The 19338-nt window shown below is 71.1% G+C and carries 16 protein-coding genes; 8 read left to right on the forward strand and 8 right to left on the reverse strand.

What is annotated here, in order from left to right; genetic code table 11:
• Positions 1–8: 8 nt before the first annotated feature.
• Positions 9–1781 (reverse strand): hypothetical protein, encoded by a 1773-nt coding sequence (locus QRX60_RS10860; protein WP_286000641.1) that lies wholly within the window; start codon positions 1779–1781, stop codon positions 9–11.
• 210 nt (positions 1782–1991) lie between these two features.
• On the opposite strand from QRX60_RS10860, the gene QRX60_RS10865 reads away from it, so the two are divergent.
• The 6 genes from QRX60_RS10865 to QRX60_RS10890 all read left to right on the forward strand — a co-directional run bounded on the left by QRX60_RS10865 (position 1992) and on the right by QRX60_RS10890 (position 11572).
• Positions 1992–3128: a chromosomal replication initiator protein DnaA gene (locus tag QRX60_RS10865; protein WP_286000642.1), complete on the forward strand. Its 1137-nt coding sequence runs from the start codon at positions 1992–1994 to the stop codon at positions 3126–3128.
• A 108-nt stretch (positions 3129–3236) separates the two neighbouring features.
• Positions 3237–4445 carry a hypothetical protein gene (locus QRX60_RS10870; protein WP_286000643.1) on the forward strand — a complete coding sequence of 403 codons (1209 nt, stop codon included), beginning with the start codon at positions 3237–3239 and terminating at the stop codon, positions 4443–4445.
• Between the two features lies 1 nt (position 4446).
• Positions 4447–6822 (forward strand): glycosyltransferase, encoded by a 2376-nt coding sequence (locus QRX60_RS10875; protein ID WP_286000644.1) that lies wholly within the window; start codon positions 4447–4449, stop codon positions 6820–6822.
• Positions 6819–8093, forward strand: coding sequence for an alginate O-acetyltransferase AlgX-related protein (locus QRX60_RS10880; RefSeq protein ID WP_286000645.1), 1275 nt, complete (start codon positions 6819–6821; stop codon positions 8091–8093). Before QRX60_RS10875 ends, QRX60_RS10880 begins: the two co-directional genes overlap by 4 nt.
• 24 nt (positions 8094–8117) lie before the next feature.
• The gene (locus tag QRX60_RS10885) at positions 8118–9224 is read left to right on the forward strand and encodes a hypothetical protein (RefSeq protein ID WP_286000646.1); all 1107 of its coding nucleotides are present in this window, start codon (positions 8118–8120) and stop codon (positions 9222–9224) included.
• On the forward strand, positions 9221–11572 hold the full coding sequence (locus QRX60_RS10890; protein WP_286000647.1) for a glycosyltransferase family 4 protein: 2352 nt from the start codon (positions 9221–9223) through the stop codon (positions 11570–11572). Before QRX60_RS10885 ends, QRX60_RS10890 begins: the two co-directional genes overlap by 4 nt.
• On the opposite strand, the gene QRX60_RS10895 is transcribed toward QRX60_RS10890, so the two are convergent.
• The 5 genes from QRX60_RS10895 to QRX60_RS10915 all read right to left on the reverse strand — a co-directional run bounded on the left by QRX60_RS10895 (position 11566) and on the right by QRX60_RS10915 (position 16369).
• Positions 11566–12489 carry an FkbM family methyltransferase gene (locus QRX60_RS10895; protein ID WP_286000648.1) on the reverse strand — a complete coding sequence of 308 codons (924 nt, stop codon included), beginning with the start codon at positions 12487–12489 and terminating at the stop codon, positions 11566–11568. The genes QRX60_RS10890 and QRX60_RS10895 overlap by 7 nt on opposite strands.
• A complete protein-coding gene (gene gmd, locus QRX60_RS10900; RefSeq protein ID WP_286000649.1) occupies positions 12486–13481 on the reverse strand; it encodes a GDP-mannose 4,6-dehydratase in 996 nt (331 codons plus the stop codon). The genes QRX60_RS10895 and gmd overlap by 4 nt, the downstream gene beginning before the upstream one ends.
• Positions 13482–13678: 197 nt before the next feature.
• On the reverse strand, positions 13679–14347 hold the full coding sequence (locus tag QRX60_RS10905; RefSeq protein ID WP_286000650.1) for a response regulator: 669 nt from the start codon (positions 14345–14347) through the stop codon (positions 13679–13681).
• Positions 14344–15459: a sensor histidine kinase gene (locus tag QRX60_RS10910; protein WP_286000651.1), complete on the reverse strand. Its 1116-nt coding sequence runs from the start codon at positions 15457–15459 to the stop codon at positions 14344–14346. The genes QRX60_RS10905 and QRX60_RS10910 overlap by 4 nt, the downstream gene beginning before the upstream one ends.
• A gap of 76 nt (positions 15460–15535) precedes the next feature.
• Positions 15536–16369: a helix-turn-helix transcriptional regulator gene (locus QRX60_RS10915; RefSeq protein ID WP_286000652.1), complete on the reverse strand. Its 834-nt coding sequence runs from the start codon at positions 16367–16369 to the stop codon at positions 15536–15538.
• A 101-nt stretch (positions 16370–16470) separates the two neighbouring features.
• Here QRX60_RS10915 and QRX60_RS10920 point away from each other — a divergent pair, with 101 nt between their 5' ends.
• Positions 16471–17895, forward strand: coding sequence for an MFS transporter (locus QRX60_RS10920; RefSeq protein ID WP_286000653.1), 1425 nt, complete (start codon positions 16471–16473; stop codon positions 17893–17895).
• On the opposite strand, the gene QRX60_RS10925 is transcribed toward QRX60_RS10920, so the two are convergent.
• Together QRX60_RS10925 and QRX60_RS10930 are read right to left on the reverse strand one after the other, a co-directional pair.
• Positions 17861–18061 (reverse strand): DUF397 domain-containing protein, encoded by a 201-nt coding sequence (locus tag QRX60_RS10925; protein WP_286000654.1) that lies wholly within the window; start codon positions 18059–18061, stop codon positions 17861–17863. The genes QRX60_RS10920 and QRX60_RS10925 overlap by 35 nt on opposite strands.
• A gap of 15 nt (positions 18062–18076) precedes the next feature.
• The gene (locus QRX60_RS10930) at positions 18077–18898 is read right to left on the reverse strand and encodes a helix-turn-helix domain-containing protein (protein WP_286000655.1); all 822 of its coding nucleotides are present in this window, start codon (positions 18896–18898) and stop codon (positions 18077–18079) included.
• Positions 18899–19009: 111 nt separating this feature from the next.
• Between QRX60_RS10930 and QRX60_RS10935 the strand changes: the two genes are divergently transcribed.
• Positions 19010–19336, forward strand: a complete 327-nt coding sequence (locus QRX60_RS10935; RefSeq protein ID WP_286000656.1) for a hypothetical protein — start codon at positions 19010–19012, stop codon at positions 19334–19336.
• The last annotated feature ends 2 nt before the right edge of the window (positions 19337–19338 follow it).

Raw genomic sequence — 19338 nt, forward strand, 5'->3', positions numbered from 1 at the left:
AGAGGTGACTAGCGGAGGGTGAACGTGACGAGGTCCGTCGACTCGGTGCGGGTGAGCGGCAGCCCGTCGAGCGGCCGGGTGAGCGCCTGTTCGTACGGCGTTCCGGCGGCGCCGACCTTCAGCACCAGCACCCGCGGGATGCCGTACTTGCGCAGCACGTCGACGCTGTGGGTATCCGGGAACGTCTTGAACGCCTCGTTGATCTCGAGGTACTGCGGCGGCAGGAGCCCGTTGTGGCCGTTGGCGAGCGTCGGGAAACCTTCGACGGACCAGAACTGGTAGACGAACTCGCTGAACGGCCGGTCGGGTTCCTGGACCATCGGCAGGATCAGCGCCGGGCCCGGGTCGTCGCGGAAGGCCTTGGCGAGGTCCGGCGGGATGCCCGGCGGCGTCGGGTGCGGGACGTCCGGGATGCCCTCCACCAGCGCGAACAACGCGGGCACCACGAGCAGCAACTGGAGGAAGCGGCCCTGTCCGTACGACGTGTTCCGGGTGCGCAGCCACTCGGCCGCGCGGGTGAGCGCGCCCGCGGCGAGCAGGATCAGCAGCAGGAGCACCCACAGCATCAGGCGGCCGGGCGTGCGCAACGCGTCCCAGCCCGGCAGGTACCGCCACAGGATGTAGTAGGTGTAGTCGCCGCCGAAGAACTGCGAGCCCATCGCGAACACGAACACCACGACCGAGCCGACGCCGAGGGCGGCCCGCACCCGGACCGACCACGCGCTGAAGAACAGCCCCACGAGCGCCACGACCAGCAGCGCCAGCCCGGGGAACAGGACCTTCTCGGACGCGCCGGGCTGCATGAGCCAGTTCGAGTCGACCAGGACACCGGTGTTCGGGTCCAGTGGCGTGCCCTGCCACAGCCAGGTCGAGCTGAGGGTGGTGAACAGCCCGTCCGCCGGCGGCGAAAAGACCTTGACCTCGTCCCAGGGCCGGACGAACCCGTAGTCGGTGACGACCTGCCGGTACGGAACGGTCATCAGGTAAGTGACGACAAGGAAGATCACGACGCCGGCGCCGTCGAGCACGGCCAGCCGGGTGCCGAACGACCGCCACCGCCGCAGCGCCGTCACCAGGATGACGAGCCCGACGACGCCCAACAGGTAGATGAACGGGAGACCGACGGCGAAGCCGAGCGTCACCTGCCACGCCGCGACCACCCAGCCGACGAACGCCCACCAAGGGCGGGCCAGCTCGGGACGGCGGCCGTGCCGCAGGGAGTAGCCGTGGCCGCGGGCCAGCGCGAAGAGCGCGAGGGCGATCCCGCCCGAGGAAAGGATGTTGAGGTGGCTGATGTGGGTCAGCCGCCACGGCGCCCAGGCGAAGGCGACACCGGCCAGTGCCGCGGCCTGCCAGGTCCCGCCCAGCTGGCGCACAAGCAGGTAGGCGCCGGCGTAGGCCAGCGCGAAGGAGATCAGGAAGACGATGTTGTAGCGGAAGACCGCGGCGTACTGACCGTCGCCGAACAGGGTCAGCGGCAGGTAGCCGAGCAGCGAGTCGGAAAAGGCGAAGCTGTCGGGCCCCGGGAAGAGCGTGTTGCCCGTCCACAGTGGCCCACCGCCGGTCGCGAAGTTGTGCTGCCACGCCAGCTGCCACGCCTGCAGCAGCGGGTCGCCGAGGTCGGCGGTGACGAGCGACTTCGGGTGCAGCAGGACGGGATAGTTGAACAGGGCGGAAAGGACTCCGCCGACGATCAGGGCGAACAGGCCTTCGCGGGCCCGTGCCGTCGGGCGGAGACGAACGATCGCGCGCTGCGGCCTGGGTGGTGCTTCGGTTGTCACGTGGGCTCCCCTCTGAAGCCCAGCCGGCTCCCCGACCGCCGTGACCTGGGCAGCCGGACTGTACCGGAGGCCGAAATCGGACGCGGGTGCGGCGAGGGCTCCCGAAACCACGCCACTTGCGCTACGTTGCCGATCAACCTCAAACCGCAACCTCGCAGGTCGGCCGCACGTGCCAGACTGATGCCCCGAATGGTGGATGGGGGTCGAAGGATGAGCTGGCAGGACGATCTGCGCCGACTCGACGCGGATCTGGCGGCCGGCCGGATCGAGCCGGCCGCACACCGGAAACAGCGTGACGAGCTGCTCGCGCAGGCGTCGGGTTCGACCGTCCCCTCACCTGTCCCCTCACCGCTGCGCCGGCCCGCGACCGCTTGGCACAGCACGAACCCCGCCGGCCAGCAGCCGGTCGACCCGCGGACCGCGCCGCCGCAGCGCATGGAGTCGCCGTCCACCGGGCCGCACCAGCCACCACGCCCGGCCCCGCCGTGGCAGCGGACCGACTCCGGCGCGCAAAGAACGCTCTCCCACCACGGAGTCCCAGCGGTCCCCGACCACCTCACCACCGCACCGAGCCCGGCCGACATCACCCCTACGCGCTACATGCGGGTCGAAGGGCCGGGTCCGGAGCCCGACCCGATCAGCCGGTTCCCACCCCTCGGCCGTCAGGTGCACCACCGGCCGGAGGAACCCGAGGAGGCGCCGGGCAGGCACCGCTACGGCAGTTCCACCGGCAGCGGGCGGCCGGCCTGGCTGTTCATCAGCCTCGGCGTGCTGGTCGTGCTGCTGATGGTCGTCGGCGTGACCGCGTGGCTCGGCTCGGGCGACGACACGCCGTCGCAGGGCGCGCCGGCGCCCGGGACGTCATCGTCCGCGGCCGGGGTCCGGCCCGACCCGCTGGAAGACCGGTTGCCGAAGCTGCCCGGCGACCCCAACCCGAACAACTCGACGATGGCGATCGAGAAAGCGCGGGACCTGGGCCTGATCCCCGCCCCGACGGCCGACCTGTTCACCTCGAACGGTGCCAAGGAGATGGTGTTCCGCGGCAGCGCCGACGGTGACGTCCACTATCTCGTGCTGGTCATCCCGACGAGCAGCGCCGTGAACGCGCAGACCGTCGTCGAGACGCTCTACCAACAGGGACTGGCGTCCGGTATGCACTCGGTCAGCGCCGATGTCCGGACCATCTCCGGCCACATCGACGACCAGTTCCTCAACACCAGCTGGTACGGCTCGGGCAACAACGCCATCGTCATCGGCGTCGGGCTCCCCTACAAGGGCCAGTACGCGATGAGCGGCGAGCTGGCCGAGATGGTGAAGCAGTTCGAAAGCGTCCTGCCGGCGGGGTAACGGGTGGGGTCACGAAACGACCCTCCGAGGCCCGGCGAGCAGGGCTGAGTGCACAATGATGCGTGAGCTGGCTCAGCTGGCAACCGCTGACGAGATAGGGGGCCGGGTTTGTCCTGGCAGGAGGAACTGCGCCGGTTGGACGAAGAGCTGGCCGCTGGCCAGATTTCGGCCGACGACTACCGGATGCGCCGGGACAGTGTCCTGTCCGCGGCCGTGAACGCCGATCCCCACGCGGCCCCGATCCAGGGCGGTCCGGCGGAGAGCACCCAGATCATCGCCCCGGTCAACTCGCCGCAGAGCGGTGCGACACCGGCGCAGCCCGGGGGCTCGACATCGGCCGACCAGACCCAGATCGTGAACTCGTCCTTCGGTGACGGCGAACGAACCCAAGCCGTCAACCAGGGGTCGCCGCAGGGCTGGGCCCCGGGCGGCCAGGCCGGTGACGCCGACCGCACGCAGGTCGTGCCGGGCGTGCCGCCGCAGGCGGTCGCCGGTGGGTACCGGCCGGCGGGCCAGGGGTCCGGCGGGTTCCCCGCGCAGCCGACGCCGCAGTACCACCCGCCGCAGGGTCAGCAGATGCCCTGGAACGTCCCCAGCCAGGACACGAGCACGCCGTGGGGCGGCTCCGACTTCCCGGCCGACAGCAACTGGGTCGCGCAGGGCCCCGAGCCGTCGTTCGAGGCCGCCCCGGCCAAGGGCGGCAAGAAGATCATCGCGATCGTCATCGCGATCGTCGTGCTCGCCGGGCTCGGCGTCGGCGGGTACTTCCTCTTCTCCGGCAACGACGACAAGACGCCGCCGGTCGCGCAGTCGTCGAGCGCGGCCCCGTCGCCGACGCAGAAGCCGAAGGACGACCTCGAGATCGCGAAACTGCCGGGGAACGTCCTGGCGACCAACGACTTCGCGTCCTTCGCCGACCTCAAGGCGGCCAAGGCCCTCACCGACGGCGAGTTCCAGGCGCTCGCCGACGCGAGCCCGACGAAGGCCCGCCAGTCGGTGTCCAAGCTGCCGTCCGGGGCGACCGCGGTCGTGCTGACCGTGCTGGCCTCCGACGCGTCCGCCGCGTCGAGCGCCGTCGAGGGGCTCACCGACCAGCAGGTCAAGTTCAAGCTCGTCAAGTACAGCGGCACCACGCCTCCCGGGGTCGAAGTGATGCAGCTGGTCAACAACGACGGCGTCTCCCTGATCCGCGCGCACTACGTGCACAAGCAGACCGTCGTCCGCGTGCACGTCGACGGGCCCGACATGGCCACCGTCTCGAAGGTGTTCGACGAAATCCTCGCGAAGCAGCTGACCGAGCTGCCCGCCACCGGCTGACATGGCGGGAAGCGGCCCCGCCCGGATCACCGCCTGCACCGTCGTCACCGCGGACCGGCGCGCCGTCGCGGACGTGCTCGCCGGGTCCTACCGGGCGCACCACCCCGGGCACGGATTCACCACGCTCGTCGCCGATGACGCCGAGGTGCCCGGCGAGCTCGGCCTGGACCCGGACGAGTACCACCGGCTGGTCACCTCCCACGCCGGCGCAGACCTCGTCGACGTCCTCCGGCCGCTCCTCGTGCGCACTCTGCTGGACCGGTACGACGTCGTCGTCCTGCTCGACCCGGACGTCGAGGTCCACGCGCCGTTCGAGGACGTCTGCGTGCTCGCCGCGGAACGCGGAATCGTCGTCACGGCGGCCCTGCTCGAACCGCTGCCGCAGGACGGCCTGGAGCCGGAGCACGTGCCCGGTGTCTTCGACGGCTTCCTCGCCGCCGGGCCGGCCGCCCGGCCGTTCCTCGACCACTGGGCCGGCCAGGCGCGCCGGCGCCCGCCGCACCGGACCGAGCCGACCTGGCGCTGGCCGGACCTGCTGGCCGGGGTGTTCGCCCACCACGTCGTCCGCAACCCCGGTCTCGCGGTCGGCTACTGGAACCTGCACGAACGCCCCCTCGCCGAGCTGAAGTTCTTCGCCTTCCGGGGTTACGACCCCGAGACGCCGTGGCTGCTGACCACCGACTGCGGGCACCGGCCCCGGGTCCGGCTGTCGGCCGACCCGGCGCTTCGCGATCTCTGCGAAAGCTACGGCGAACGCGTTGCCCGGGAGGCCGAGGACGTCGAGGCACCGTACGAAAAGCTGCCCGACGGCACCCCGCTCACCACCCAGATGCGGCAGCTCTACCACGACACCTGGAGCCGTGCGGAACGCTTCCGGCACACGTCCGACCCGCTCGGCCGGATCGCCGGCGAACTCCCGCCGCACCCGTTCGGCGACGACGGCGGCCGTGCGTTCCGGCGGTGGCTGGCCGAACCCGCGTCCCCGCTCGACGCCGCCACCGGGCTGACGCGGCTGGCCGCCGCCGTCTGGCTCGCCCGCGTCGACCTGCAGGCGGTGTTCCCGCACCCGCGCGGCGCGAGCCGGGACGGCTTCCGGCGGTGGTGCGCCACCCACGGCATCGAGGAAGGCCTCGTGCCGGAGTGGGCCGTGCCGACGGAGCCACCGCCACCGGTCGCACCGGTGGACGGCTTCGGCGTCAACGTCGCCGGCTACCTGACCGCCGAGCTCGGGCTCGGCGAGATGGCCCGGGTGGTCCAGCGGGCCATCGCCGCGGCCGGCGTGCCGATGGTGTCGGTCGTGGAGGAGCACTCGCTGTCCGGGTCGGTCCGCACCGGCCTGGCGGCGCCGGCCGACGTCGGCGTGCCGCGGTTCGGAGTCAGCCTGCTGACCGTGAACTCGGACTTCACCCGGCTGATCCTCGATACCCACCCGGACACCGGGGCGGGACGCTACCGGATCGGGCTGTGGGCGTGGGAGCTCGAGGACTTCCCGGCCGCGATGCACGACGGGTTCGCGTTGGTCGACGAGATCTGGACGCCCAGTGAGTTCGCCACCAGGGCGATCGCGGCGCACTCGCCGGTCCCGGTCCGGACCATTCCGGTCCCGGTGCCAGATCCCGGCGAACCCGCGCGCGAACCGGGTCCGGTCACCCAGTTCCTCTTCATCTTCGACTTCAACTCCACCGGCGGCCGGAAAAACCCGTGGGGCGTCGTCGAGGCGTTCCACCGCGCCTTCCCGGGCCGCGACGACGTCCGGCTCGTCCTCAAGGCGACCAACGGGCACCTCAACACGCCCGCGGTCGAGCGGCTGCGCCGCGTGATCGGCGACGACGCGCGCATCGAGCTCCAGGAGCGTTACCTCACAGTGACCGAACTCGGGGCCCTGTATGCCGGGACCGACGCCTACGTTTCGCTGCACCGCAGCGAGGGCTTCGGGCTCACGGTCGCGGAGGCGATGGTCAGGGGGATACCGGTGATCGCCACCGACTACTCGGGCACGACGGAGTTCTTCGGGCCCGAGCACGGCTGGCCGGTGCCGTACGCGATGACCGACGTCGGCCCCGGCTGGCCTCCCTACCAGCCCGAAGGCCGGTGGGCCGACCCCGACCTCGACGCCGCCGCCGAGGCGATGCGTTCGGTCGCCGACGACCGGGACGAAGCCCGGCGCCGGGGGCAGGCCGCCCGCGCGCACATCCTGCGGACCCGCTCGACGGACACCGCCGCGGCATGGATGCGCGAGCGGCTGGCGGAGGCGCACCAGGCCTGGCTCGCCGACCGGCGAGCGTCCGCGTCGCGGCGGCATCCTCTGGTCGCCGGTGCCCGGCGGGTACTCCGGCCGGTCCGCGCCGCGGCTCGGCGGATGGGAGTGACGTCGTGACGCGCACCGAAGGTCCGAAGTCCACGCTGCCGCCGGTCTACGAGGCGTTCCTCCCGCGCGAGCACGCGCTGTACCGGCCCCGGCACGGCGGCAAGCAGCTGATCGCGCTGCTGTGCGCGACCGTCTTCTTCGCGACCCCGGTTCTGTCGGCGGTGCTCGGCGCGCAACCGTCGGAGTTCGAGAACCGCAAGCTGACGCCGTTCCCGAGCATCGGACAGGGCTGGTCGTTCTTCACCCAGCTGAGCCAGTGGACGACCGACCACCTGGTGTTCCGCGAGCAGGCGGTGCACGCGGCCGACGGCATCAGCCGCGGGGTGTTCGGCGAGCCGCCCCCGCTGCACCAGGAGAACCAGCAGGGTCCGCTCCAGGTGCCCGACAACACGCCGGCGAAGCTGGACCCGCGCCAGTTCCCGGACGTCATCGAGGGCAAGGACGGCTGGCTCTACCTCGGCGACGAGGCCACGAGCCACTGCGTGCAGCACGTCAGCCTGGACACGACGTTCGCCGCCCTGCGCTCCTTCCGCGACGCGGTCGAGGCGTCCGGGCGACAGTTCGTGGTCGTCGTCGCACCGGACAAGATCGGCATGGTCCCGGAGCACCTGCCCGCCAGCTACCTGGGCAAGGACTGCCGTGACAAGGTGGCCGACGACTTCTGGCGCCGGGTGGACGCCGAGAACTTCATGCTCGACCTGCGCGGCCCGATGCAGGAGTGGGCGAGCCGCAAGGGTTCGCCGCTCTACGGACCGCAGGACGCGCACTGGGGCGACGAAGGCGCCATCACCGCGGTGCGCTCGGTCGTCGAGAAGCTGCGGCCGGGGATCAGCGAGAAGTGGCGGCTCCAGCCGAAGGGCGACTGGCAGCTGCCGGCCGACCTGCCCCCGCTGATCGGCCGGACCGGGACCACGTCGGGAACGCACTACGCGCTGATGCCGGACGGCCGGACCGACCGGACACGGCCGATGCCCAGCGACTACGTCACCCCGGTGCACACCGACACCGCGCGCGGGGACGGCACCTACGGCCTGCGCACGGCGTGGATCGGCGATTCCTTCACCGTCCGCGCCCTGCCGTACCTCGCGGCGGCGTTCGGCGACCTGACCGCGCTCCACACGAGCACGGCCGACCACGACGGCGGCGAAGCCATCGGGGACCTGCTCAAGCGCAGTGACGTCGTGGTGGTCGAGCTGACCGAACGCGGTTTCGCCGCCGGCTCGGTGTCGCTGTTGTCACCCGGTGTCGAGCAGAACATCTTCCGCAAGCTCAACCCGTGACGAGAGCGAACCAGGGAACCGAGAATGTCTGCTGACCGCGTGGCCGCCGCACTGGCCCGCCTCGACGAGCACCGCGAGCTGCACCTGCCGCTGCGCAAGAGCGACCTGCTGGGCCGGTTGGCCCTGCGCTTCCTGTGGAAGCGCCAGGTGAAGTGGCAGATCGAAGCCAACCTGGCGATCCGGGACGCGCTCGAAGCCGTCCACGAGCAAACCCAGGGCGGGGACGGCAGGCTCGTCCGGCACCCCGAGCTGGTCCACGAGATCGAGCAGCTCCGGCGGCACGACCAGACGATGACCGCCGGGCTGAACCAGCGGCTGTACTCCGGACTCGGCCGGGTCGAGTCGCAGCTGAGCGAGATGCGGCTGCGCCACGCGGAAAGCGCCGAGTCCGGCGACGACGTCGAGCAGCGGCTGAAGGCCATCGAGACGCAGGTCGCCGCGCTGGCGTCGGCGGCCACCGACGTCCGGCTCCGGCACGCTCAGCTGGACCTCGCGCTCGACCGCGTCCGCGCCGGGCAGGAGCCGGCCGACGTCGAGGCCGCCGACCGCGAGTCCTTCCTCGAGCTCGCGCTGATCGAGCTGCTCGACGGTCCCGCGGACCACGTCCGCGAAGCCCGCCGCAGCCACCTGCCGCTGGTCACCGCCGCCCGCGAAGCCGGCGCCACCGGCCCGGTCTTCGACGTCGCGCCGGCCCGCGGTGAGTGGCTCGAAGTCCTGCGCTCGGCCGGGTTGCCGATCGCGGCGGCGTCGGACAACTCGCTGGTCCGGAAGCACTGCGCCGGGCTCGGCTTCGACATCGACGCGCGGGAGCCGCTGGCCGCGCTCGCCGCCCGGCCGCCGCGCTCGCTGGGTGCGGTGACGGCCTTCCGGTTCGCCGAGCGCCTGGCGCCGGACGTCCTCGCCCGTTTCACCGACCTCGCCGCGACCGCGCTGCAGCCCGGCGGGGTGCTGCTCGTCGAGACGCCGGCTTCGGAGGCCGACCTACGGCTGGACCCGTTCGCCCGCAAGGCGTTGCCCGCCGTCTACCTGCGGTTCCTCGCCGAAGCTTCGGGCTTCGCCGACGTCGAGGTCACTTCGGTCGAGGCCCCGCACGGGCTCGGCGAGCGGCTGCGCCTGGTCGCCCGCCGATGACGGGGTCGCGGGCGCGCGCCGCGGTGTGGACGCCGCTGCCGCCGCAGACCAGCGGCATCGCGGACTACAGCTACCGGCTGCTCGAAGCGCTGTCCGAACTGGTCGACGTCACCGCGGTGCACAAGTCGCCGTCGGCACGCGTGCCGGACGGCGTCGAGCTGCGGCGACCGAGCGATCCCGGCGACGGCGTGCCGGTCTACCACATGGGCAACCACGCGGGGGTCCACGGCGAGATCTACCGCGAGGCGATCAAGAACCCCGGCGTCGTCGTGCTCCACGACCCGGCGCTGGTCGACTTCCACGCCGGGTACTTCGGCAGCTACACCAGCGAGGCGTTCGCGGCGGAGGTGCGGTACGCGCACGGCCCGATCTGGGGCCACTCCACGGATCCCGCACTGCTGCACGGCATGCCGGCCATCGAGGTCGACGGCGTCAAGACGCTCGACTACGCGACGTTGACCCTGGAACGACGGCTCGTGACGAACAGCCGTGGCGTGATCGTCCACGACCCGCACACGGCGAAGTTCCTCCAGGCGCGGTACCCCCACGTTCCGGTGCACGCCGTGCCGCTCGGCGCGACGCTGCTCGACGGCTCCCGGCGCGACACGATCCGCGCCGAGCTGGGCTGGACCGACGACCAGGTCGTGTTCGGTGTGTTCGGCAGCTTGGTCCGGTACAAGCGGGTGCCGGCCGCCGTGCTGGCGTTCGCCGAGCTGCGCCGCCGCTGGCCGAACGCCCGGCTCGTCGTCGCCGGGCACGCCGGTGACCCCGAGCTGCTGGCCGGACTCCGGCAGACCATCGAGCAGAGCGGCGCGGCCGGCTCCGTCCACTTCGAACTGTCGCCGGACGAAAACCGGTTCGACGAACTGATCCTCGCCACCGACGCGGTGATCAGCCTCCGCTGGCCGACCGCCGGCGAGACCAGCGCCGTGATGATGCAGGCCCTCGGCGCCGGGCGGACGGTGATCGCGAGCGACCTGCCGCAGCACCGGCACTTCGACCCCGCGTTCGTGTGGACCGTGCCGACCGATCCGGCGGGCGAGGCGGCCGGGCTCTACCGGCTGCTGGAACGCGGGATGTACTGGCCCGAAGAGCTGCGCGCGGCCGGGGACCTGGCCCGCAAGTGGGTCGGCGAGAACGCGAGCTGGCCGATCGCCGCCCAGGGCTACACGAAGGCGATCGAAGCGGCACTTCCCGAACCAGCACCCGAAGTTCGGCGCCCCGGCGTCAACACCTTCGCCGACGTCCGCGCCACCACCGGCTTGTCGGAGTCGGCGCGGCGGCACATCCAGGCCCTCGCCGCGACGGACACGAACGTCACCTTCACCGAGTTCAACAGCCAGGCGCCGTACCGCTCGGTCGAAATCCCGCCGGACATCGCCGCGCTGCGCCGCGGCAAGGAGTTCGACGTCGACCTCTGGATCGTCAACGTCAACGAGTGGCAGCTGATCCCCGAGCACGCGCTGGACCGCTACACGATCGCGCTGTGGGCGTGGGAACTGCCGGAACCGCCGCCGCACGCGCTGCCGCACCTGCCGGGCATCGACGAGCTGTGGGTGCTTTCGTCGTTCGTCTCGGACGCGTTCCGCACGGTCACCGACATCCCGATCCTCGTCGTGCCGAGCGTGGTGCCGCACGCGCCGGGCATCCAGCCCGACCGGGCGCGGCTCGGCCTGCCGGAAGACGGCCTGATCGTGCTGTACACCTTCAGCGCGTCGTCCAGTGACGCGCGGAAGAACCCGTGGGCGCTGATCGAGGCGTTCCGCCGCGCGTTCCCGCCGGAGGAGCGGGGCACGAAGGCCCACCTGGTGCTCAAGGTGAACAACCTCGAACGCTTCCCGGAGCTGGACGCGGCGTTGACCGCGGCGATGGCTTCGGTCGGCGGCACGTTGCTCCGGCGCGAGATGTCCCGCGACGACATGGACACGCTGCTCGCGAGCTGCGACATCTACGCGTCGCTGCACCGGTCCGAGGGCTTCGGCATGGGCATGGCCGAGGCGATGGCGATGGGCAAGCCGGTGGTGGCCACCGGTTTCAGCGCCAACACCGACTTCATGCCGCCGGGTTCGGCCGCGGTGGTCGGGTACGACGTCCGCCCGATCTCGAAGCACGACCACCGGTTCGGCGCCGAGTTCGGCGACTGGTACACCGTCGGTCAGCTGTGGGCGGAGCCGGACGTCGACCAGGCCGCGCAGTGGCTGCGGCGGCTCGCGGACAGCCCCCGGCTGCGCGCGTCCATGGGTGAGCGGGCGATCCAGGCGATCCAGGACTGGTCCAGCCCGGCCGCCGTCGGCAAGGTCATGACGGACCGGCTGGCGCAGCTCGCCCGCGAGCGCGCGGCTCAGTAACGGCGGACGCCGAGCTGGGCTTCCAGCTCGGCGACGCGGTGTTCGAGCGCGGCCGCGCGACGGCGGTGCTCTTCGGCCGTCCGGCGGGCCTGCGCGAGTTCCTGCCGCGCGGCGTCCAGCTGCGCACCCAGCTCGCCGCGCGCCTTCTGCGCCGCTTCCACCGTCTCCTCGAGCCGCCGGATGTACGCAACTTCGGACGGCCGGGCCTGGCGCAGCTGATCCCGCTCTTCGCGCACTTCGGCCGCCGCGTAGCGCTCGAAGTCGTCGAAGACGTTCGCGGGCGCAGCCAGTGCGGCCAGCGCGTCGGTGTCGGTGGCCTGGGCGTAGAAGCGGTTGAGGCCGTCGAACAGCCCGCAGCGGTAACCCGCTTCGAGCAGCATCGGCTCCCACTCGTCGTGGGCGGGCTTCGGCGAGCCGGGCTCGGTCGCCTCAACGACGAGCACCCGCGGCCGGTGGCGGCTCCAGTCGGCGCCCTCGATCACCGCGCGTTCCGCGCCTTCGACGTCGATCTTGAGGAAGTCGACGGGCCCGGGGTGCCGGTCGAGCAGCTCGGCCAGCGTGACGACCTCGACCTCGACGTCCCGGACCGCCCAGTCTTCGCTGTACTGCTCGGCGAGCGAGTCGTCGACGGTCGCGCGGCCCCACTGGCCGTCGACCACGTGCAGCACGGTCTTGCCGGGCCGGGCCCCCACGGCGACGCGGAGGTTGCGGTCCTCGGGGCGCTCCCGGTCGAGCTCGTCGGCCAGAGCCGGTTCCGGCTCGACGTTGATCCCGCGCCAACCCAGGTCGTAGAAGTGCTTGGTGACCGAGTCCCGCGTCGGATAGCCGGCACCCAAGTCGACATAACGACCGGTCGCCTGGCCCGCGAAGACCCGGGCCAGGACGACGTCCTCCGCGTTCTGCGCGTAGGAAATCACGGGAGCGAGATCCCGGCCTTCTTGGCTTCGAGGCGCAGGTCGTGGTCGACCATCATGGCGACCAGGTCCTCGAAGCCGACCTCGGGCTTCCAGCCCAGCTCGGTGTGGGCCTTGGTGGCGTCGCCGACCAGGAGGTCGACCTCGGCGGGCCGGAAGAACCTCGGGTCTTGCTGGACGAACCGCTCCCAGTCGTCGAGGCCGGCGTGCTTGAACGCCAGGTCGACGAAGTTGCGGACGCTGTGCGTGCGGCCGGTCGCGACGACGTAGTCCTGCGGCTCGTCCTGCTGCAGCATCTGCCACATCGCGCGGACGTAGTCGCCGGCGAAGCCCCAGTCGCGGCGCGGGTCGAGGTTGCCGAGCACCAGCTTTTCCTGCAGCCCGAGCTTGATCCGCGCGACGGCGTTGGTCACCTTGCGGGTGACGAACTCCATGCCGCGGCGCGGGCTCTCGTGGTTGAAGAGGATGCCCGAGCAGGCGTAGAGGCCGTAGCTGTCGCGGTAGTTCACGGTGATGTCGTGCCCGAACACCTTCGCCACGCCGTAGGGCGAGCGCGGGTAGAACGGCGTGTCCTCGGTCTGCGGCGACTGCCGGACCTTGCCGAACATCTCCGAGCTGGACGCCTGGTAGAAGCGGATCGGGTTGTTCTGGCTCCCGCCGACCATCCGGACGGCGTCGAGCAGCCGCAGCACCCCGAGCCCGGTGACGTTCGCCGTCAGCTCGGCCTGCTTGAAGGAGAGCGCGACGAAGGAGATCGCGCCGAGGTTGTAGACCTCGTCCGGCTGCACCTGCTCCAGCACCCCGACCAGGCTCGACAGGTCCTGCAGGTCGCCCTCGACGATCTCGACGAAGGGGTACTCCGTGCGGATCATGTCGATCCGAGGGTTGTTCTGCCCCTTGACCAGGCCGAACACCTCGTACTGCTGCTCGTGGAGCAGCTCGGCGAGATATTGGCCATCCTGACCGGTGATACCGGTGATCAACGCACGTCGCACCCGGTGAGCTTAGCCGGGAAGTCTCCTTCACTTAGCCCGAAGGTGTGACTTCCGCCGTGTCGGTGAACGCCGTCCCACTCCCGGACGCCCTCTGAGCAGAGCATCGGCCCGGGAAGGAGGCGCCGTGATCTGGATCTGCCTGGTCGCCGTCCTCGCGGTGGTGTTCCTGGTCCGCGCGTTCCGCGTGGTGCGCCGGGTCAGGCGGAGTGGCGTGGGGTGACCAGCCCCGACTCGTAGGCCAGCACCACCAGCTGCGCCCGGTCGCGGGCGCCGATCTTCGTCATGATGCGGCTGACGTGGGTGCGCGCCGTCGCCGTGGAGATCACCAGGTGGGCCGCGATCTCGTCGTTCGACATGCCGCCCGCCACCAGGCCCAGCACCTCACGCTCGCGGTCGGTGATCTCGCGGACGGCGCTCGTGTCGATGCGCCGGTTCTCCGGGCGGCCGACGAACTCCTGGATCAGCCGCCGCGTCACCGTCGGCGCCAGCAGCGCCTCGCCGCTCGCCACGACCCGCAGCGCACGCAGCAGCTCGACCGGTTCGGTGTCCTTGAGCAGGAACCCGCTGGCGCCTGAGCGCAGGGCTTCGTAGACGTACTCGTCGACGTCGAAGGTGGTCAGGACCAGCACCTTCGTCCTGGCGAGGTCGGGGTTCGCGGTGATCCGGCGAGTGGCTTCGAGACCGTCGACGCCCGGCATCCGGACGTCCATCACCACGATGTCCGGCTTGTGCTCGATCGCACCGGCCACGGCCTGCTCGCCGTCGCCGGCCTCGCCGACGACGTCGAAGCCGTCTTCGGTCTCCAGCAGCACGCGGAACCCGGCGCGGACCAGGACCTGGTCGTCGGCCAGCAGGACGCGGATCATGCTTCCCCCTCGATCGGTAGCTCGACGCACACTTCGAAACCGCCGTCGACCGGCCCGGCGGTGCACCGCCCGCCGAGCGCGGCGGCGCGTTCGCCCATGCCCCGCAGGCCGTGACCCGGCGTCGGCTGGGCGGTGCCGCGGCCGTCGTCGCGCACCCGGAGCGTGAAGGTGCCTCTTTGTCGTTCGAACCGGACGTCGACGTGTTCCGGCCGGTCGGCGTGCCGGACGACGTTCGTCAGCGACTCCTGCAGGATCCGGTAGGCGGCCGCGTCCACGGGGGCCGGGAGGTCGACGGCCTCGCCGTGGACGTCGACCGTGAGCCCGGCGTCGCGGGCGTGCTCCAGCAGCTCGGCGGCCTGGGCGAGGCTCGGCGCGGGCGCCTTGTCCTCGCCCGAGCGGAGCACGGCCAGGGTCGCGCGCAGGTCCTTGAGCGCGGACGCGCTGGCCGCCTTGATGTTGAGCAGCGCCTCCTTCGCCTGCTCCGGCCGCCGGTCGGCGACGTGCGCGGCGACGCCGGCCTGGACGTTGATCACGGCGAGGCTGTGCGCGACGACGTCGTGCACCTCGCGGGCGATCCGCAGCCGTTCCTGCTCGGCGAGCCGGTGGCGGTGCTCGTCGGCCTGCTCGCGGCGGGCGGCGAGCGCGTCGAGCTGGTAGCGGACGGCGGTCCCGACCCCGATGACGGCGATCAGCCACACGACGACGAACCCGGCACCGGCCGCCAGCGTGAACGACCTGGTCGTGACGACGTGCACGACGTAGGCGGCGGCGAGCGCGGCCGAACCCGTGATGCCCGCGGTGAGCGGCCCCCGCTGCCGGGTCAGCACGAACAACGCGATGGTCGGCACGACGATGATCGGCCCGCCGGGCAGGCCGGACGCGTAGTAGCCGAACGCCGACGCGGCCGTGACCAGGAAAAGCGTCAGCGGGAAGCGGTGGACGAGCAGCAGGGTCAGGACGGTCGCGGCCAGCCACGCCGCACCGGGCGGCGTCAGCGGGGTCGCCCCGGGCTGCCACCTCGACGACGCGCTGGTCGCCCCGAGCACGAACCCCAGGACGATGACCGTGCGCACGACGCGCCCCACCCACGGGGACATGCTCGGCCATCTCATGCTGCGAAAGCTACCGTTCGCCGGGCCGCGGCGCGTCCGTCCTGAAGCGACTCCCGAGGTACGTCGACGGCCGTAGTCAGTCGAACATGAGGGGCAGCTTCGCCGCCGTCTCCTCGTCGGCCGGGGTGTACGTCGAGAACGTGATTTCCGAGCGGCGGCCGGAGTAGAGGTAGGTGAAGTTGAACCGCAGCAGCCCGACGTCCGGGTGCAGGTACCGCTTCGTGCGGATGGGCTCGGAGTTGACGTCGTGGTGCGGCCAGAGCTCGGCGAACAGCGGGGACTCCGCCTTCAGGCGCTTGACCAGGTTCTTCCACGCCGGCTCCGCGACGTGCTCGGCCATCGCCGCGCGGAAGGACGCGATCACGCGGGGGATGTTCGTCTCCCAGTCCAGCATGCGCTCGCGCCACTGCGGGTTGAGCAGGCACTGGACCAGCGTGTTGCGGTCCTCGAACGGGATCGCGTCGACCTCGCCCATCAGCCAGGTGTAGCCGCGGTTGTAGCCCAGCAGGTCGCAGCGGGCGTTGCGCACCGCGACCGGGTACGGCTCCAGCTTCTTCAGCATCATCTCCAGCTGCGGCGAGATGACCTGGCAGTCCTTCTCGCTCTCCGGCTCGGGCGCGCCGGCCAGGCGGAAGAGGTGCGTGTGCTCGTGCGGGTCGAGGCGCAGGGTGCGGGCGATCGCCTGCAGCACCTGCTCGGACGCGTTGATGTCGCGGCCCTGCTCGAGCCACGTGTACCAGGTGACCCCGACGCCGGCGAGCTGCGCGACCTCTTCGCGGCGCAGCCCCGGCGTCCGGCGGCGGCCCAGCATCGGGAGGCCGACCTGCTCGGGCGTGATCCGCTCACGCCGGCTGCGCAGGAACCTCGCCAGCTCCTGACGGCGGAGCTCGGATTCGACGGCGGTGGTCATGGTGCCAGGATCGCACGTCTTCGAACCTGGTACCAGGTAGTCGCAATACCTGGATAAACGACAACTGGTACCAGTTTAGATCCGCGGCGATCGTAGTACTCATGACCACGACAGAACTAGCGCCGACCGCGGCCGGAGCCAGATTTCGGCCGGGACTGACCCCCGCCGGCCTGGTCACGGTGCTGCTGGGGGCGGCACTGCCCATCATCGACTTCTTCATCGTCAACGTCGCGCTCCCGACGATCGATGCCGACCTCGAGGCGTCCACCGCGACGCTGGAGCTGGTGGTGGCCGCCTACGGCATCGCGTACGCGGTGCTGCTGGTGGTCGGCGGCCGCCTCGGCGACTCGTTCGGCAGGCGGCGGCTGTTCTTCGCGGGACTGTGGCTGTTCACGCTGACGTCCCTGGCCTGCGGAATCGCCCCGACGGCGACGACGCTGGTGATCGCCCGCGCCGCGCAGGGGGCGGCGTCGGCGTTGCTGCTGCCGCAGGTGCTCTCGATCATCCAGGCGACGACGTCCGGCGAAGAGCGTTCGCGGGCGCTGGGCCTCTACGGCGCCACCGGCGGTCTCTCGACGGTCGTCGGCCAGCTGCTCGGCGGCGGCCTGGTGGCGGCGGACCTGTTCGGCACCGGCTGGCGGCCGATCTTCCTGGTGAACGTGCCGATCGGGCTGGTGGTCCTGGTGATGGCCCGCCGGCTGCCGGAGAGCCGGGCGCACAATCCGCTGGGCGTCGACCGCCTCGGGACGACTCTGCTGGCGGTGACCCTGCTGTCGTTGCTGGTCCCGCTGATGGAAGGCCGGGCACTGGGCTGGCCGGCGTGGACGATCGCGCTGCTGATCGTGTCGCCGTTTTCGGCCGCGGCTTTCGTGCACGTGGAACGACGTCTGGAGCGGATCGGCGGAACCCCGCTGCTGCCGCCGTCGGTGATGCGGCTGCCGAGCGTCCGGCGCGGCTTGATGGTGGCGATCCCGTTCTTCGGCGCGTTCGGCTCGTTCATGTTCGTGTTCGCGATGACGCTGCAGGAAGGCCTGAAGTTCGGCCCGCTGAGCGCGGGCGCCGCGCTGACGCCGCTGGCCGTCGCGTACTTCACGGTGTCGATGCTGAGCAGCCGGCTGGTGGCGCGCTACGGCCAGAAGGTCGTCCCGATCGGCGGCGCGATCACGGCGGTGGGGATGGTGGCGCTGCTGTGCACGACGCTGTCGACGTGGCCGCACGTGACGGTGCTCGACCTGGCGCCGTCGATGGTGGCGATCGGTGTGGGGAACGCGCTGGCGATGACGACGTTGTTCCGGATCGTGCTGTCGCACGTGCCGACCGATTTGGCCGGCGTCGGGTCGGGCGTGATGACGACCAACCAGCAGACGTCGCTGGCTTTGGGCGTGGCGACGCTGGGGAGTCTGTACGCGGCGCTTTCAGGGTCGCTGGGGAGCCGCGACGCGTTCGCGGTGGTGATCGGGCTGGTGGCGGTGCTGGCGACGGTGGTCGCGATCACCGGCCGGCGGTTGCCGGATCCCCGGGTGTGACGGTGGAGAGGAAGGCGGACCACGCGGCCGGCGGCACTTCGAGTGCCCCGGCCGTGGGGGCTTTCGAGTCCCGCGCGGCGATGGAGTCACGGGCGAAGGCAACCTCGACGCAGTCGCCATTGTTGCCGGACCCGCCGCTGTAACTGCTCTTCCGCCACCGATCCACTGTGCGCCCTCCCGGTCAGGTGATCATCCGCTCGATCAGCGCACGAGAATCGCCATCGTCCAGCGCCAGATCGGCGAGATGCTCGAACATCAGGTTAGCACCGCGGACCTCGGCCTCCTTCTCGATCTGCAGCGATCCGAACCCGTATTCGAGGTAGGCGAGATCGGGCTCGGACCGCTCGGGAAATCCGGCGACGATGATGAAGTTGCTGTACAGCCCGTCGTGCGAGCCCACCGCCTGCGAAATCACCTGGAAGGTGACGTTCGGCAGTGCGGAAACATCGAGCAGGCGCAGCAACTGCTCGCGATTACACGGATCACGCCGCAAGGCGCTCTCGTCAACGATGGCGTGCAACTCCAGCACAGGCTCTTCGGTCAGCCGAAGCTGGCGATGCAGGCGGACCTGCACCTGGGCTTCGAGATCCCTTCCTTCGAACTCGCGCGCGGCCGCGAAGGTCTCGCGCATGTACGGCTCGGTCTGCATCAAGCCCGGCACGAAACCAAGCTGGTAGCTGCGAATCCGTGATGCCTCGGCCTCCACGCTCACGAAACCGCGATCGCTCAACCCGAACGCGTGCCACCAGCCCTTCTCCTTGGCGTAGTCGAACATCCGCACGTACTCGCCGTAGTCCGAGCTGATGATCCCGTAGCGGTCGAGGAGCGCCAGGAAGTCGTTGTAGCCCGGGATGTAGCCCTGCTCGATCCGGCTCATCTTCGACGTGGAGAACCGCAGCGGGCGGCCTGCGTCCTCTTGGCTCAGCCCGGCCGCCTCGCGTAGCTTGCGCAGGGTGCGGCCGAGCTGGCGTCGCCGGTAGTTCGGCTTGGTCGGCCGATCCATGGTGGTCACCCCTCGCTGTCGATCAACCACGAATCGTAGGGCGGGCGGCCCGATGTGGGATTCCCGTGCGCAGGCCGCGTCGCGCTGACTTGCGGCGAGAACCTTCAGGTCATGGACAGGTACGGCTACCCCCACGAGCTCGAATACCGGCGCGAGGTCGACGACGGGCGCGTGCACGAATACACCGAACTCGTCGACGACATGGGGTTCGTCCTCGAGCACCGCAGTGATCGGTACCAGGGGTGGACCGTCCGGTACGGGACTGCCTGCGCGCACGACTACCTGTCCCGCAAACGCGCGCGGGCCGGGACGTTCGTCGTCAGCGTCTACCGGCTCTTTCCCGGACGGCGGGACCACGTCGTCACCATCCGGGTGAGCTGGCCGCCGAAAAAATCACCGGTTCGCCCGTCGGAAAAGTCGCGCGCCGGACGACTATGAGG

This window comes from Amycolatopsis mongoliensis (assembly GCF_030285665.1).
Lineage (GTDB): Bacteria > Actinomycetota > Actinomycetes > Mycobacteriales > Pseudonocardiaceae > Amycolatopsis > Amycolatopsis mongoliensis.

Bases quoted from the DNA above. Each gene is read 5' to 3' on its own strand.
- QRX60_RS10865 (WP_286000642.1), top strand. From the start codon at position 1,992: ATGAGCTGGCAGGACGATCTGCGCCGACTCGACGCGGATCTGGCGGCC.
- QRX60_RS10875 (WP_286000644.1), top strand. From the start codon at position 4,447: ATGGCGGGAAGCGGCCCCGCCCGGATCACCGCCTGCACCGTCGTCACC.
- QRX60_RS10885 (WP_286000646.1), top strand. From the start codon at position 8,118: ATGTCTGCTGACCGCGTGGCCGCCGCACTGGCCCGCCTCGACGAGCAC.
- QRX60_RS10890 (WP_286000647.1), top strand. From the start codon at position 9,221: ATGACGGGGTCGCGGGCGCGCGCCGCGGTGTGGACGCCGCTGCCGCCG.
- QRX60_RS10905 (WP_286000650.1), bottom strand. From the start codon at position 14,347: ATGATCCGCGTCCTGCTGGCCGACGACCAGGTCCTGGTCCGCGCCGGG.
- QRX60_RS10910 (WP_286000651.1), bottom strand. From the start codon at position 15,459: ATGAGATGGCCGAGCATGTCCCCGTGGGTGGGGCGCGTCGTGCGCACG.
- QRX60_RS10915 (WP_286000652.1), bottom strand. From the start codon at position 16,369: ATGACCACCGCCGTCGAATCCGAGCTCCGCCGTCAGGAGCTGGCGAGG.
- QRX60_RS10920 (WP_286000653.1), top strand. From the start codon at position 16,471: ATGACCACGACAGAACTAGCGCCGACCGCGGCCGGAGCCAGATTTCGG.
- QRX60_RS10930 (WP_286000655.1), bottom strand. From the start codon at position 18,898: ATGGATCGGCCGACCAAGCCGAACTACCGGCGACGCCAGCTCGGCCGC.
- QRX60_RS10935 (WP_286000656.1), top strand. From the start codon at position 19,010: ATGGACAGGTACGGCTACCCCCACGAGCTCGAATACCGGCGCGAGGTC.